At 56.3% G+C, this 14,977-nt stretch carries 11 protein-coding genes, 1 tRNA gene and 1 pseudogene; all 13 read right to left on the bottom strand.

The genetic code is table 11. The features are described 5' to 3' along the window. Position 1: 1 nt before the first annotated feature. The gene (locus B9Z47_RS12825) at positions 2-640 is read right to left on the bottom strand and encodes a DUF4390 domain-containing protein (RefSeq protein WP_233253800.1); all 639 of its coding nucleotides are present in this window, start codon (positions 638-640) and stop codon (positions 2-4) included. After that, positions 597-1,949 carry a 16S rRNA (cytosine(967)-C(5))-methyltransferase RsmB gene (gene rsmB / locus B9Z47_RS12820; protein WP_108331640.1) on the bottom strand — a complete coding sequence of 451 codons (1,353 nt, stop codon included), beginning with the start codon at positions 1,947-1,949 and terminating at the stop codon, positions 597-599. The genes B9Z47_RS12825 and rsmB overlap by 44 nt, the downstream gene beginning before the upstream one ends. Before the next feature lie 31 nt (positions 1,950-1,980). Next, a complete protein-coding gene (locus B9Z47_RS18440) occupies positions 1,981-2,523 on the bottom strand; it encodes a LemA family protein (RefSeq protein WP_146185804.1) in 543 nt (180 codons plus the stop codon). A gap of 99 nt (positions 2,524-2,622) precedes the next feature. After that, positions 2,623-6,837, bottom strand: coding sequence for a DNA-directed RNA polymerase subunit beta' (rpoC, locus tag B9Z47_RS12810; RefSeq protein WP_108331638.1), 4,215 nt, complete (start codon positions 6,835-6,837; stop codon positions 2,623-2,625). Positions 6,838-6,860: 23 nt separating this feature from the next. Next, positions 6,861-10,985, bottom strand: a complete 4,125-nt coding sequence (gene rpoB / locus B9Z47_RS12805) for a DNA-directed RNA polymerase subunit beta (protein WP_108331637.1) — start codon at positions 10,983-10,985, stop codon at positions 6,861-6,863. A gap of 295 nt (positions 10,986-11,280) precedes the next feature. Then, positions 11,281-11,655 (bottom strand): 50S ribosomal protein L7/L12, encoded by a 375-nt coding sequence (gene rplL / locus B9Z47_RS12800; RefSeq protein ID WP_090140537.1) that lies wholly within the window; start codon positions 11,653-11,655, stop codon positions 11,281-11,283. A 40-nt stretch (positions 11,656-11,695) separates the two neighbouring features. Further along, the gene (gene rplJ / locus B9Z47_RS12795) at positions 11,696-12,202 is read right to left on the bottom strand and encodes a 50S ribosomal protein L10 (protein ID WP_108331636.1); all 507 of its coding nucleotides are present in this window, start codon (positions 12,200-12,202) and stop codon (positions 11,696-11,698) included. A 257-nt stretch (positions 12,203-12,459) separates the two neighbouring features. Then, entirely contained in the window at positions 12,460-13,155 is a 696-nt protein-coding gene (gene rplA / locus B9Z47_RS12790) for a 50S ribosomal protein L1 (protein ID WP_108331635.1), read from the bottom strand. After that, entirely contained in the window at positions 13,156-13,587 is a 432-nt protein-coding gene (gene rplK, locus B9Z47_RS12785) for a 50S ribosomal protein L11 (RefSeq protein WP_062407242.1), read from the bottom strand. It abuts the gene before it with no gap. 112 nt (positions 13,588-13,699) lie between these two features. After that, positions 13,700-14,281 (bottom strand): transcription termination/antitermination protein NusG, encoded by a 582-nt coding sequence (gene nusG / locus B9Z47_RS12780; RefSeq protein WP_108331634.1) that lies wholly within the window; start codon positions 14,279-14,281, stop codon positions 13,700-13,702. Then, on the bottom strand, positions 14,281-14,664 hold the full coding sequence (gene secE / locus B9Z47_RS12775) for a preprotein translocase subunit SecE (protein WP_108331633.1): 384 nt from the start codon (positions 14,662-14,664) through the stop codon (positions 14,281-14,283). The genes nusG and secE overlap by 1 nt, the downstream gene beginning before the upstream one ends. Before the next feature lie 99 nt (positions 14,665-14,763). Then, positions 14,764-14,839 (bottom strand) — tRNA-Trp (locus B9Z47_RS12770). An 11-nt stretch (positions 14,840-14,850) separates the two neighbouring features. Next, positions 14,851-14,977 (bottom strand): annotated as a pseudogene (locus B9Z47_RS12765) (elongation factor Tu); the annotation flags it as partial.

Genomic DNA, 14,977 nt, shown 5'->3' with positions numbered 1-14,977 from the left:
TTCAGCGCACCAGCTCTTTACCGATACGCAAACTTCTGCTCACTTGCAAGTTCCAATCGGCTTGGTTGCCGGCAGCAATTTGAAAAGGCCTGGGCAACTGCGAGACGTCCAGTTTGAACGCATAACTGATGTATTGACGTCCCTCTGGATTCAAGTCGGCAACATCGGCAAGCCGCCAGCCTGACTGTCTGCGAATGACACCGAGGGCGTCACTCAGGGTTTCAAAATTTTGTGAAATACTGCCTGCCAATGCCGCACCGGAAATAGGTTCACTGGAAACATTCAGACGCCAACGGCGTGTGAGCGGCTGAAAAGCCAAACGGTAGTAGCGATTGACGGTCGCCAGTTTGCGATCGGTCCAATACCATCGGTCCCGCATGACCTCAGCTTCCGCGACAAAATGCAAGGCAAGCCCCTTCGTGAGGGCATCCTCTAAAACAGGCCCCAACTCCAACTTCAGCTGAGCACTCAATGCCAGCACACTGTCTTGGCGCGTGACTTTCAGTTCTGTCAAATCCAATACCGAACTTTGTGCCCAGGCACAAGAAAGCCCCAGCAGCCATACTGCCGGAATGCGCCAGAATCCTCGCATCAAATCAATGCCGACGCTTTTCCAGCAACGCGTAATAAAAACCATCATGCTCACCCAGCGCATTGTCCCCGACTGGAAGGCCTCTGGGTATCTGCCCGGGTATCAAATGCCCTGGTGAAGCTTGCAATAGCGCGTCTGTGTTGCGTCGAACAAACGTTTGGACCACGTCATCCCCCTCAGCCTTGAACACCGAGCATGTGCAATACAAAAGTCTGCCCCCGAACGCCAGCAAAGGCCACAGGGCATGCAACAACTGCGCTTGTATCTTCGCCAATTGCGCACTGTCCGTTGGCCGACGCAGCCAACGCACATCAGGATGCCTGCGCACTATGCCCGATGCCGTACAGGGCGCATCAAGCAATATGGCGTCAAAGGCCTCGCCATCCCACCAGGTAGACACTTGACCCGCATCGGCCGCACGGACGTCTGCCTGAACACCCAAGCGCTGCAAGTTCTGATGAATGCGCTGGCAACGCGCGGCGTCCACGTCCAACGCCACCACACGTGCTTGCGGACAATACTCCAGCAAGTGACCTGTCTTACCCCCCGGTGCAGCACAGGCATCCAGAATTTTCAACGACTTCTCTGTATCCAAGCCCGCCAACAACAAAGGCGCTGCCAATTGTGCGGCAGCGTCTTGGACCGACACATGCCCTTGTGCAAATCCAGGCAGTTGTTGCACGGGCACAGCTTTGTCCAGTTGCAATCCGCTCAGACCCACCTTTTTGGATGAGATCCCCAGGACTTCGAGTTGCAACTGATACGCCGCTACGGTGTGATGCCCCTGATGAACACGTAAAGTCATCGGCGCTGGTTTTTGCGCCACGGACAACAAAGTTTGCCATTGCTCAGGACGCTCAAGCTGCAAACGCTCAACCCACCAATGGGGATGATTCCATTGGGCATGTGGATCGGTTTCAGTGCGTGCGACCAACTCTGCACGCTCTCGCATGAAGCGCCGCAAACATGCATTGATGAAGCCGCTTTGCGGCCGCGTTTGACGCTGCTGCTGTGCGGCCTCCACAACCTGATTGACCAAGGTATGCACCGGATATGGTGCGGCATGCTCGTCCCACACCAATGCAAGTGCTGTGCACAAAAGGGCATCTGCTGCAGGCGGCGGTGCCTTTTTCGCCAACAATGCACGCAGCGCTATCGCTCGTCCCAATTGCCGCATGACCTGAAAACTCAAGGCTTGCACACCAGGTCGAAGCTCTGCCGAAACGGCCTCCAACTCGGCCGTCATCGAGCGTCCGGCCCTGACGGCCTGCACCACGTTACCCGTTGCCACCATCAATCGCCACAAAGGCGCAGACGAGGCAGTGGAATGGCTGGCATTGCTTTGTGGCGTGTTCATGGTAATAAGGTGAAATGTTGCACTGGTCAGATCAATTCAAGGCGGCTGTCAAATCCATGCGCAAAGCCGGTTTGAAGTTCAAGTGCCTGGCCAGCCAAGATGCGGGACGCATTTTCAAGGCGTCGTTGTAGCCACTTACAGCGACATGGTAAGGAATCATTGCAGCAGGCAGCGTCTGCCTCATCCTGTTCAAGGCAATTTCCAAATCAGGTTGAATGGCCTCGGTTGCCGTTTGCAGCAAAGCTCTTATTTCGCTGACGAGTTTAAGGTGCTGTGCAATCACTTGCTTCTGATTGACCTCGTCCAACGGTTGCAAGCGAGCCTGCGCGAGTGCTTCGAGCATTTGATCACTGGTCAATTGCAAAGCTTGCAGGCTTTGAAAATCAATGTCGTTGACCAAGGTTTGTCTGGCAGCGAGTCCGCCTTGTAAACGCACAAGAAGCCGGAGCCAGACAGCATCCACACTGCCCCACTGCCTTACGACGTCTGCCCGCAAACGCACCAACCTGTTGTAAGCCCCCACAGACCAAAATAAGCACAGTGCCATCAGGACACCCACCGTCAGAGCCCACATGTCTGTTCCTCCTTTGCGTTGTCTCGAATGAAACAGCCCCTGACCACACCGCGGTACAGGGGCTGTCCAATGTCACCGCGAAACGGGTGACCTCATCGATCAGGTGGATTCACCACCCTCTGCAACCACATCCTCAGTCGAATCACCCGCCAATTCGGCTGCTTCGGCATCGGCGATGGCACGTCGCTCGGCGTCGTCCATAGCGTCCTTCACTTTGCGTGCCTGGTGGTAGGCCAGACCGGTACCGGCCGGGATCAGGCGACCCACAATGACGTTTTCCTTCAGGCCACGGAGCTCGTCGCGCTTGCCCATGATGGCCGCCTCGGTCAGAACACGGGTGGTTTCCTGGAAGGAAGCGGCCGAGATGAACGAATCGGTCGACAAGGATGCCTTGGTGATACCCAGCAACAAGTTGCTGAATGTCGCCGGCATTTTGCCGTCGCGTCGCAATGCATCGTTGGTGTTGAGCATTTCGGAACGCTCCACCTGCTCACCGGAGATGTAGTTGGAATCACCGATGTTTTCGACCACAACACGACGCAACATCTGACGAACAATCACCTCGATGTGTTTGTCGTTGATCTTCACGCCTTGCAAGCGGTAAACGTCCTGCACCTCGTCCACGATGTAACGGGCCAGTTCTTCAATGCCCAACAGACGCAAGATGTCTTGCGGGTCGGCGGGGCCGTCCACAATGCTCTCGCCCTTGTTGACCACCTGGCCTTCGTGCACCAAGATGTTCTTCTCCTTGGGGATCAATTCGTCCCAGACCTTACCTTCAGGATCGGTGATCTGTAAACGGACTTTGCCTTTGGTTTCCTTGCCGAAAGACACTGTACCAGTGATCTCCGCCAGCATGCCCTTGTCTTTGGGTGTGCGGGCTTCAAACAACTCGGCCACACGCGGCAAACCGCCGGTAATGTCTCGGGTCTTCTGACCTTCGACCGGGATACGGGCCAGCACCTCGCCTGGGCCCACATCCATGCCGTCACGCACCTGGATCAGCGAGCCGATCTGGAAGCCAATGGTCACCGAGTGGTCGGTGCCAGGAATCTTGACTTCTTTGCCTTGCGCGTCAATCAGTTTGACCTGGGGACGGATGACCTTGGCAGCACCACGACGCTTGGGGTCGATGACCACCAGCGTTGACAGACCAGTGACTTCGTCCAGTTGCTTGGCCACAGTCAGGCCTTCTTCGACGTTCTCAAACTTCACCGTACCGGCGTACTCGGTGATGATCGGACGGGTCAAGGGGTCCCAATTCGCCAGGATCGTGCCAGCCTTGATGGTCTGGTCGGCCTTGACCGACAAAATCGCACCATAAGGCACTTTGTGACGCTCTCGTTCACGACCGTGTTCGGCGATCACAATTTCACCGGAACGGGAAATCACCACCAGTTCGCCCTTGCTGTTGGTCACATAACGCATGGTGGCATTGAAACCAATGGTACCGTTCGACTTGGCTTCCACGCTGGAAGCCACGGCTGCACGCGAAGCCGCACCACCGATGTGGAAGGTACGCATGGTCAGCTGGGTGCCCGGCTCGCCAATCGACTGGGCGGCGATCACACCAACCGCTTCGCCGTTGTTGACCAAACCACCACGGCCCAGATCGCGGCCGTAGCACTTGGCGCACAAGCCAAAACGTGTGGCGCAAGTCAATGCAGTGCGCACCTTAACTTCGTCGACGCCAGCAGCTTCGAGTTCGTCGAGCATGTCTTCGTCGAGCAAGACGCCCGCTTCGGCCAGGACCGCACGGTTTTCGGGGTGCAGGACGTCTTCGACGACGGTACGGCCCAGGATACGGTCGCGCAGCGATTCGATCACTTCACCACCTTCAACGATGGCGCGCATCAGCGAGCCATCGGTGGTGCCGCAATCGAGCTCGGTCACGACCAAGTCTTGGGTCACGTCCACCAGACGACGGGTCAGGTAACCCGAGTTGGCAGTTTTCAAAGCCGTGTCGGCCAGACCTTTACGTGCACCGTGGGTCGAGATGAAGTACTGCAACACGTTCAGACCTTCACGGAAGTTCGCCGTGATGGGGGTCTCGATGATGGAGCCGTCAGGCTTGGCCATCAGGCCACGCATACCGGCCAACTGGCGAATCTGCGCTGCAGAGCCACGGGCACCGGAGTCGGCCATCATGTAAATCGAGTTGAACGATTCCTGATCGACTTCGTTGCCATGGCGGTCGATGGTCTTCTCTTTCCGGAGTTGGTCCATCATCACCTTGGAGACGACGTCACCGGCTTTGCCCCAGATGTCCACCACCTTGTTGTAGCGCTCGCCAGCGGTCACGAGACCGGAGACGTATTGCTGCTCGATGTCTTTGACTTCTTTTTCAGCGGCTTCAATGATGGCGGGCTTCTCTGGCGGCACCAACATGTCGTCGATGCCGATCGAGATACCGGCGCGTGTGGCCAGACGGAAACCGTTTTGCAACAGCTTGTCGGCGAACACCACGGTCTCTTTCAAGCCGCACTTGCGGAAAGACGTGTTGATCAGCTTGGAAATTTCCTTCTTCTTCAACGCTTTGTTCAGGTTGGAGAAAGGCAGGCCTTTGGGCAAGATTTCCGACAACAATGCACGGCCGACGGTGGTTTCGACCATCGACACCGATGAAGTGAATTCACCCGTGACTTTGTCTTTGGTCCACTCGGTCATGCGCACGTTGATCTTTGCAGTCAACTCGACAGCATCCGCATCCAGCGCGCGCTGCACTTCACCGATGTCGGAGAAGATCAGGCCTTCGCCCTTGGCATTGATGCGGTCACGGGTCGCGTAATACAGACCCAGCACCACGTCTTGCGAAGGCACGATGGACGGTTCGCCAGAAGCAGGGAACAAGATGTTGTTCGAGGCCAGCATCAAGGTGCGGGCTTCCATCTGGGCTTCCACCGACAAGGGCACGTGAACGGCCATCTGGTCACCGTCGAAGTCGGCGTTGAAGGCCGCGCAAACGAGGGGGTGCAACTGAATGGCTTTGCCTTCGATCAACAAGGGCTCAAAGGCCTGGATACCCAAACGGTGCAGTGTAGGCGCACGGTTGAGCATCACAGGGTGCTCTTTGATGACCTCTTCCAGGATGTCCCACACCACCGGTGTGCCGGCTTCGACTTCTTTCTTGGCGGCCTTGATGGTGGTCGCGATGCCCATGGCTTCGAGACGCGCAAAGATGAAGGGCTTGAACAACTCGATGGCCATCAACTTGGGCAAGCCGCACTGGTGCAGCTTGAGCGTTGGGCCCACGGTGATCACGGAACGACCGGAGTAGTCGACACGCTTACCGAGCAAGTTTTGACGGAAACGACCGCTCTTGCCTTTGATCATGTCGGCCAAAGACTTGAGGGCACGCTTGTTGGCGCCGGTCATGGCCTTGCCGCGACGGCCGTTGTCCAGCAAGCTGTCCACGGCTTCTTGCAGCATCCGCTTTTCGTTGCGGGCAATGATCTCAGGGGCCTTCAACTCCAGCAAACGGCGCAGACGGCTGTTGCGGTTGATGACGCGGCGATACAGGTCGTTCAAATCGGAAGTCGCAAATCGGCCGCCATCCAGTGGCACCAGAGGACGCAGGTCCGGTGGCAGCACGGGCAGCACTTCGAGCACCATCCAGCCGGGCTTGATGCCAGATTTCTTGAAGGCTTCCAGCACTTTGAGGCGCTTGGAGTTTTTCTTGACCTTCAATTCAGAGCCGGTCAAGTCACCACGCAGGCGTTCGATTTCGCTTTCGATGTCGATGCCTTCAAGCAACTCTCGAATGCCTTCTGCACCCATCTTGGCGATGAACTCGTCACCGTATTCCTTGACTTTGGCATCGTAGTCGTCTTCGCTCATGATGCTGAATTTCTTCAGCGGGGTCATGCCGGGATCGGTCACCACATAGGCTTCAAAGTAAAGCACGCGTTCGATGTCGCGCAGCGTCATGTCGAGCACCAGGCCCAGACGCGACGGCAGCGATTTCAGGAACCAGATGTGGGCGCAAGGCGCGGCCAGATCGATGTGGCCCATGCGCTCGCGGCGCACTTTGGTCTGCGTGACTTCAACGCCACACTTCTCGCAGATCACACCCCGGTGCTTGAGGCGCTTGTACTTGCCGCACAGGCATTCATAGTCTTTGATAGGGCCAAAAATCTTGGCGCAAAACAGACCATCACGCTCGGGCTTGAAGGTACGGTAGTTGATGGTTTCCGGCTTCTTCACTTCACCGAAAGACCACGAACGAATCTTCTCGGGCGACGCCAAGCCAATGCGGATCGCATCGAAGTGGTCATCGGGCGTGAACTGCTTGAACAGGTCGAGTAGTGATTTCATGGTTTAAATCCTTTGCCTGTGAATTAAGAACGCTCGAGCTCGATGTCAAGGCCCAGCGAACGGATTTCCTTGACCAGCACGTTGAACGATTCGGGCATGCCCGCTTCGATGGAGTGTTCGCCTTTGACGATGCTCTCGTACACCTTGGTACGGCCTTGCACGTCGTCAGACTTCACGGTGAGCATCTCTTGCAGAACGTAAGAGGCGCCATAAGCTTCCAAAGCCCACACTTCCATCTCACCGAAACGCTGACCACCGAACTGCGCCTTACCACCCAGCGGCTGCTGCGTGACCAGGCTGTAAGGACCGGTGGAACGGGCGTGCATCTTGTCGTCGACCAGGTGGTGCAACTTCAGGTAATGCATGTAACCGATCGTGGTGGGACGGTCAAAGGCGTCGCCGGTACGGCCGTCGAACAAGTTCGCTTGCGTGCGTGTCGCGGTCAGACCTTTGGCCTTGGCCAAGTCTTCCGGATACGCCAAGTGCAGCATGGCGCGGATTTCTTCTTCGGCAGCACCGTCGAACACGGGCGAGGCGAAGGGGAAACCTTCCTTGAGGTTTTCGGCCATGGCCAGCACTTCGTCGTCAGACAACTGCGACAGGTCTTCCTTGCGGCCCAGACTGTTGTACAGCTGGTCGAACAGCTTGCGCAGCTCGGCCACTTTTTCCAGACGTTGGGTCTCGGCCTGCAGCATGTTGCCAATGCGGTGGCCAATGCCTTTGCCGGCCCAGCCCAGGTGCACTTCGAGCACCTGACCGACGTTCATGCGCGATGGCACGCCCAACGGGTTCAGCACAATGTCGGCAGGGGTGCCGTCGGCCATGTAAGGCATGTCTTCCACAGGCACGATCTTGGAGACCACACCCTTGTTACCGTGACGGCCGGCCATCTTGTCACCGGGCTGCAAGCGACGCTTGACGGCCAGATAGACCTTGACCATTTTGAGCACGCCTGCAGGCAACTCGTCGCCTTGGGTGAGCTTTTTGCGCTTTTCTTCAAAAGACAGGTCGAAGCTGTGACGGGTTTGCTCCAGGGAGTTCTTGATGGACTCCAGCTGGGTGGCCACTTCGTCTTCGGCTGGACGGATGTCGAACCAGTGGAACTTGTCGACCGACTCCAAATAAGCCTTGTCGATCTTGGTGCCCTTGGCCAGTTTCTGAGGGCCGCCATTGGCCACGCGACCGATCAACAGTTTCTCGATACGGTCAAACGCGTCGGCTTCCACAATGCGCAGCTGGTCGTTCAGGTCCAGACGGAAACGCTTGAGTTCGTCGTCGATGATCTGCTGGGCGCGCTTGTCGCGCACGATGCCTTCACGGGTGAAGACCTGCACGTCGATCACGGTGCCTTGCGAGCCTTGGTCCACGCGCAGCGAAGTATCTTTCACGTCGCTGGCTTTTTCACCAAAGATGGCGCGCAGCAGTTTTTCTTCTGGCGTGAGGGTGGTCTCGCCTTTGGGTGTGACCTTGCCGACCAGCACGTCGCCGGGTTGCACTTCGGCACCCACGTAGATGATGCCGGAGTCGTCCAGACGGCCCAGTTGCTGCTCGGACAAGTTGGGGATGTCGCGCGAAATTTCTTCGGCACCCAGCTTGGTGTCACGGGCCATGACCACGAGTTCTTCGATGTGGATCGAGGTGTAACGGTCTTCCGACACGACACGCTCAGAGATCAAGATCGAATCTTCGAAGTTGTAACCGTTCCAGGGCATGAAGGCGATCAGCATGTTCTGACCAATGGCGATCTCGCCCAGGTCGGTCGATGCGCCGTCTGCAATCACATCGCCCTTGGCCAGCTTGTCGCCACGCTTGACGATCGGGCGCTGGTGGATGTTGGTGTTCTGGTTGGAACGCTGGTATTTGATCAGGTTGTAGATGTCCACACCCACTTCACCAGCCAATGCCTCAGCGTCGTTCACGCGAATCACGATGCGGGTTGCGTCGACATAGTCAACGATACCGCCGCGAGTGGCCGTGACCACAGTGCCCGAGTCGACCGCTGCAACGCGCTCGATGCCGGTACCGACCATGGGCTTTTCAGGACGCAGCACAGGCACAGCCTGACGCGACATGTTGGCACCCATCAAAGCGCGGTTGGCGTCATCGTGCTCCAAGAATGGAACCAACGATGCGGCGACCGACACGATCTGGGCAGGTGACACGTCCATGTACTGGATGCGCTCGGCACCGCACAGGATGGATTCGCCTTTTTCACGGGCAGAGACCAGGTCACCGGTCAGCTTGCCGTCTTTGTCCAATGTGGCGTTGGCCTGGGCAATGACGTACTTGCCTTCTTCGATGGCCGACAGGTAGTCGATGTTCATCGTGACTTTGCCGTCAATCACTTGACGGTATGGGGTCTCAATGAAACCGTACTCGTTCAAGCGGGCGTACAAAGCCAGCGAGTTGATCAAACCAATGTTGGGACCTTCAGGCGTTTCAATGGGGCAAACGCGACCGTAGTGGGTCACGTGCACGTCACGCACTTCAAAGCCTGCACGTTCGCGGGTCAAACCACCTGGGCCAAGAGCCGACACGCGGCGCTTGTGGGTGATCTCGGCCAGCGGGTTGGTCTGGTCCATGAACTGCGACAACTGCGAAGCACCGAAGAACTCTTTCAACGCAGCCGAGATCGGCTTGGAGTTGATCAGGTCATGCGGCATGAGCGGCTCTTGTTCGGCCTGGCCCAGACGCTCTTTCACGGCTTTTTCGATACGCGCCAGACCAGTGCGGTACTGGTTTTCGGCCAATTCACCGACGCAACGCACGCGGCGGTTGCCCAGGTGGTCGATGTCATCAACTTCGCCATTGCCGTTGCGCAAGTCCACCAAAATCTTGACCACGGCCAAAATGTCTTCGTTGGTCAGCACCATCGGGCCGGTCGACTCGCTGCGACCGACGCGGGCATTGAACTTCATGCGGCCCACGCGCGACAGATCGTACGTGTCAGGGTTGTAGAACAAGCGCTGGAACAGGGCCTGCACTGCGTCTTCTGTAGGCGGCTCGCCAGGACGCATCATGCGGTAGATGGCCACGCGTGCAGCAAACTCGTCGACGGTTTCGTCGATGCGCAGGGTTTGCGAAATGTACGCGCCCTGGTCGAGTTCGTTCGTGTAGATGCAAGGCAAATCCTGAATGCCCGATGTGCGCAGCTTTTTCAGCAAGGCTTCGGTCAACTCTTCGTTGGCCTTGGCGATGATCTCGCCGGTGTCCGCTTCGACGATGCTGCGTGCAACAACGCGACCCAACAGGTAATCTTCTGGCACGCTGATGTGCGTGGTGCCCGATTGCTCGAGCTCGCGCGTGTGACGCACGGTGATGCGCTTGTCTTTGGCCACCACGACTTTGCCGGACTTGTCGGTGATGTCAAAACGGGCGACTTCACCGCGCAGACGCTCAGCCACAAATTCCATTTGTGCGCCGCTGTCCATCAGGCGGAAATTGTCGTTGACGAAGAAGTTCGCCAGGATCGATTCAGGGTTCAGGCCGATGGCCTTGAGCAGGATCGACACGGGCATCTTGCGGCGACGATCGACGCGGAAGTACAGGATGTCTTTCGGGTCGAATTCGAAGTCGAGCCACGAACCACGGTAAGGGATGATGCGTGCGCTGAACAGCAGCTTGCCCGAACTGTGTGTCTTGCCCTTGTCGTGCTCGAAGAACACGCCCGGCGAACGGTGCAACTGCGACACGATGACGCGCTCAGTGCCGTTGATGATGAAGGAGCCTTTGTCGGTCATCAGAGGCACTTCGCCCATGTAGACTTCTTGTTCTTTGACTTCCTTGACCACTTTGGACTGCGAAGTCGAAGACTCGCGGTCATAAATGATGAGCTGAACTCGGGCACGCACAGCCGAGGAGAAAGTCAGACCACGGGTCTGGCATTCACGCACGTCAAACGCCGGCTTGGCCAGGTTGTACTCGACAAACTTCATCTCCACAAAGCCGTTGTGGGAGACGATCGGGAAAGCGGACTCAAACGCGGCTTGCAAGCCTTCATGGGTGCGTTTGGATGGAACAACGCCTGCCTGCAAGAACGACGTGTAAGCGTCTTTTTGCATTTGCAGCAGGTAAGGAACTTCGAGCACGCTTTCGCGGCTGCCGAAACTTTTGCGAATTCGCTTGCGTTCGGTATAGGAATAGGCCATGAGATCTCCGGGCTTGATCTTTCAGAACTGTGTGTCGATCGAGTTTGGGAACTTAATCAACGGGCTTGGCGGCTGGCCTCTACCAGCGTTGGCGGACGATTGCGCATTGCACGCAACCCGAACCAAGGGTCTTCTGCAGTCGGGTCAGAAAACACTGGAAAAGAGACTTCGAAAATCCATTTTCCGGTGTTTTGAAACACCTGCAGAAGAAACCCGGACGGTTTCTTCTGCAGGCCCTTCAAGCACCAAAGGCTGGAGACCCTTGCGGGCACTCCAGCCTTGGAACAAAACCGAATTACTTGAGTTCGGCCTTGGCGCCAGCTTCTTCCAGCTTCTTCTTGGCAGCTTCAGCGTCAGCTTTTGGCAGACCTTCTTTGACTGCTTTAGGAGCGCCGTCCACCAAGTCTTTGGCTTCTTTCAGGCCCAGACCGGTGATTTCACGCACAGCTTTAATCACGGACACTTTATTGGCGCCGGCTTCGAGCAACATGACGTTGAATTCAGTCTTCTCTTCAGCAGCAGCAGCGGCACCGCCACCAGCAGCAGCAGGAGCGGCCATGGCGGCAGCGCTCACACCAAACTTCTCTTCGATGGCTTTCACCAGGTCGTTGAGTTCCATGACCGTCATGCTGTCCAGCGCGGTCAAAAATGCGTCTTTATCGAATGCCATTTTTATTTCCTAACAATTGGTTAAAACACGAACGCTGGCCTCAAGCGGCAACAGCTTCGCCTTCGCCTTTTTTGGCCGCCAGAGCACCCAACACCACAGCGGTGCGGGACATTGGCGACATCAGCAAGCCACACAACTGAGCCAACAAAACTTCTTTCGAAGGGATGCTAGCCAATTGCTTAACGCCATTGACGTCCAGAGCTTTACCTGCAAATGCACCTGCACGAATCACCAACTTGTCGTTGGTTTTCGCGAAGTCAGCCACCACCTTAGCGGCAGCCACAGCATCTTCAGAGAAGCCATAGATCAGCGGGCCGGTCATCTGATCGGCGACAACTTCAAACTGCGTACCTGTCACAGCACGGCGAGCCAAGGTGTTTTTCAACACCGTCAGCGAAACGCCGAGGCTGCGAGCTTTGACGCGCAAGTTTGTCATGTCAGCGACCGTGATACCACGGTATTCCGCCATCACCAGCGTTTGAGCTTTAGCGGCGAGGTCAGTCACTTCGGTAATGACTGCTTCTTTCTCACTGCGATTCAGACTCAAGGTCTACTCCTTTATATGTGCTTTCGGGTCACCCCTTGAGCACGCCTATTTGCAGCGACCAACTGTTTTGGATATTTATCCATCTGCAGCGGGATCGCCATCTGCGTTGGCCCAAACTTGCAGTCAGACTGCTTGTTTGCGGATTAAGCACAACAGTGTGTGCACCAACGGTCTTGGATGGCCTGCCGCGTTCTTTTCAGCGACGCTGCAGCCCACCACATTGAGACGACCCTAAGACCGTCTCAAATTTCTCACGATCAAGCCGCGATAGATTGTGTGTCGACGCGAACGCCCACACCCATGGTCGAAGACACGGCCACTTTGCGCAGGTAAACACCTTTGCTGGTGGCTGGCTTGGCCTTGACCAGAGCCTCGACCAAGGCAGCCAAGTTGCCTTGCAACTTGTCAGCATCAAACGAACGGCGCCCGATCGTGCCGTGCACGATACCGGCTTTGTCAACGCGGAACTGGACTTGACCAGCTTTGGCGTTGCGCACGGCAGTGGCCACGTCTGGGGTCACAGTGCCCACTTTGGGGTTAGGCATCAGGCCACGTGGGCCCAGGATCTGACCCAAAGTACCCACAACGCGCATGGCGTCAGGTGCGGCGATAACCACGTCGAAAGGCATGTCACCCGCTTTCACGCGGGCAGCCAGATCGTCCATACCGACGACATCAGCACCAGCGGCTTTGGCTTCTTCAGCCTTGGCACCTTGTGCGAACACAGCCACGCGGGCGGTTTTGCCTGTACCGTTAGGCAACACGACAGCACCACGAACCACTTGGTCAGACTTCTTGGCATCGATACCGAGTTGCACAGCCACGTCGATGGACTCGTCGAACTTGGCAGTCGCGCATTCTTTGACGATGCTCAAAGCATCGGCAATCGCGTACAGCTTGTTGCTGTCCACTTTGCCTTCGAGGGCTTTTTGCTTTTTAGTCAGCTTGGACATTTACACGCCCTCCACATTCACGCCCATGGAACGGGCAGTACCAGCGATAGTGCGAACAGCAGCATCCAAATCGGCAGCCGTCAGATCTTTCATCTTGGTCTTGGCGATTTCTTCCAACTGAGCGCGGGTGATCTTGCCAACCTTTTCCAGACCTGGCTTGGTCGAAGCCTTGTCGATCTTGATGGACTTCTTGATCAGGGTCGCTGCAGGTGGCGTCTTGATGATGAAGGTGAAGGACTTGTCTGCAAACGCTGTGATGACCACAGGCAACGGCAGACCTGGCTCGACGCCTTGGGTCTGGGCGTTGAACGCCTTGCAGAATTCCATGATGTTCAGACCACGTTGACCCAGTGCTGGGCCAATAGGTGGCGATGGATTGGCTTTACCAGCTGGAACTTGCAGCTTGATGAAGCCGACGATTTTTTTCGCCATGCTTTTCTCCTTACGGGTGATAACGCTCTGATGAGCTCCCCGGGGTTAACGACTCACTTGCAATGCCTGGCGCCGAGTCGAGAAACGCCAGGCAGAAAACTTTGCAAACCGATCAGGTTTTTTCGACTTGGCTAAACTCCAACTCGACGGGTGTGGCGCGACCGAAAATCGTCACTGAGACGCGCATCTTGTTACGCTCGTAATTGACTTCCTCTACCGTGCCATTGAAGTCGGTGAATGGGCCTTCCTTGACGCGGATGTACTCACCCACTTCAAATTCCACCTTGTGGCGGGGCTTGTCAGTGCCCTCTTGCATCTGGCTCACAATTTTGGCCACATCTGCTTCGGAAATGGGTGCAGGCCGATTTTTCGCGCCGCCCACAAAGCCGGTAACCTTGTTGGTGTGCTTGACCAAGTGCCAGCTTTCGTCGTCCATGACCATTTCCACCAGCACATAACCCGGGAAAAATTTACGCTCTGTGGTCCGTTTTTGACCATTCTTGACTTCCACCACTTCTTCGGTGGGCACAAGAATGCGACCAAACTTGGACTCCATACCCGAACGGGCGATGCGCTCAATGATGTTGCGCTCAACCGCCTTTTCCATACCCGAATAGGCATGAACCACATACCACTTCAGTTCAGGATTGGTGGACGAACCCGCCATGGGCGCATTGACTACAGCATCGTTCATTATTTTTTCCACCCAAGAATCAGATCGTAAAAAACCCATTCCAGAGTTTTGTCAGTGAGCCACAGGAATAGGGCCATCACCACCACAAAAGCAAACACATAGGCCGTGATCTGCATGGCTTCTTTGCGCTCGGGCCAGACCACTTTTTTGACTTCACGCACAGCATCTCGACCAAAGGCGATCAACTGGCGACCGGATTCGCTGGTGAAGAAAACGACCAGCGCAGCCGTCAAGCCCACCAGCAAGCCCGCCCATTGCGCCAAGCCACCTTGTTTGGACAGCATGTAATAGGCTACCAATGCAGCAATGACCAAGGCACCCGCCAAGGCCAAGCGCATTTTGTCACCAGCAGCACTCACAGTTTGAACTTCGGACGATGCCATACGGCTTGAAACCTTTGTTGCACCCCAACCAATTGAGGCCTCTTATCAGACAAGGAAGCCCGCTAGGGTCTAGCGGGCTTGAAATCCACCTTTTTCAGGTGGCAGGGGCAGTAGGAATCGAACCTACAACCTTCGGTTTTGGAGACCGACGCTCTGCCAATTGAGCTATACCCCTGTATGAACCTCTTAAGCGATGATCTTGGCAACGACGCCAGCGCCAACCGTGCGGCCACCTTCGCGGATGGCGAAGCGCAAGCCTTCTTCCATCGCAATGGGGTTGATCAACTTCACAGTGATCGACACGTTGTCACCA

This window comes from Limnohabitans sp. 2KL-1 (assembly GCF_003063435.1).
GTDB lineage: Bacteria > Pseudomonadota > Gammaproteobacteria > Burkholderiales > Burkholderiaceae_C > Limnohabitans_A.
Note: the sequence above shows the minus strand (reverse complement) of the source record. Positions and strands in the feature narration are given on the sequence as shown.

Coding starts and splice junctions, on each gene's coding strand:
- nusG (WP_108331634.1), bottom strand. CDS start 14,281: ATGAACGATGCTGTAGTCAATGCGCCCATGGCGGGTTCGTCCACCAAT.
- secE (WP_108331633.1), bottom strand. CDS start 14,664: ATGGCATCGTCCGAAGTTCAAACTGTGAGTGCTGCTGGTGACAAAATG.
- rplL (WP_090140537.1), bottom strand. CDS start 11,655: ATGGCATTCGATAAAGACGCATTTTTGACCGCGCTGGACAGCATGACG.
- rpoB (WP_108331637.1), bottom strand. CDS start 10,985: ATGGCCTATTCCTATACCGAACGCAAGCGAATTCGCAAAAGTTTCGGC.
- rsmB (WP_108331640.1), bottom strand. CDS start 1,949: ATGAACACGCCACAAAGCAATGCCAGCCATTCCACTGCCTCGTCTGCG.
- B9Z47_RS18440 (WP_146185804.1), bottom strand. CDS start 2,523: ATGTGGGCTCTGACGGTGGGTGTCCTGATGGCACTGTGCTTATTTTGG.
- rplK (WP_062407242.1), bottom strand. CDS start 13,587: ATGGCGAAAAAAATCGTCGGCTTCATCAAGCTGCAAGTTCCAGCTGGT.
- rpoC (WP_108331638.1), bottom strand. CDS start 6,837: ATGAAATCACTACTCGACCTGTTCAAGCAGTTCACGCCCGATGACCAC.
- B9Z47_RS12825 (WP_233253800.1), bottom strand. CDS start 640: ATGATGGTTTTTATTACGCGTTGCTGGAAAAGCGTCGGCATTGATTTG.
- rplA (WP_108331635.1), bottom strand. CDS start 13,155: ATGTCCAAGCTGACTAAAAAGCAAAAAGCCCTCGAAGGCAAAGTGGAC.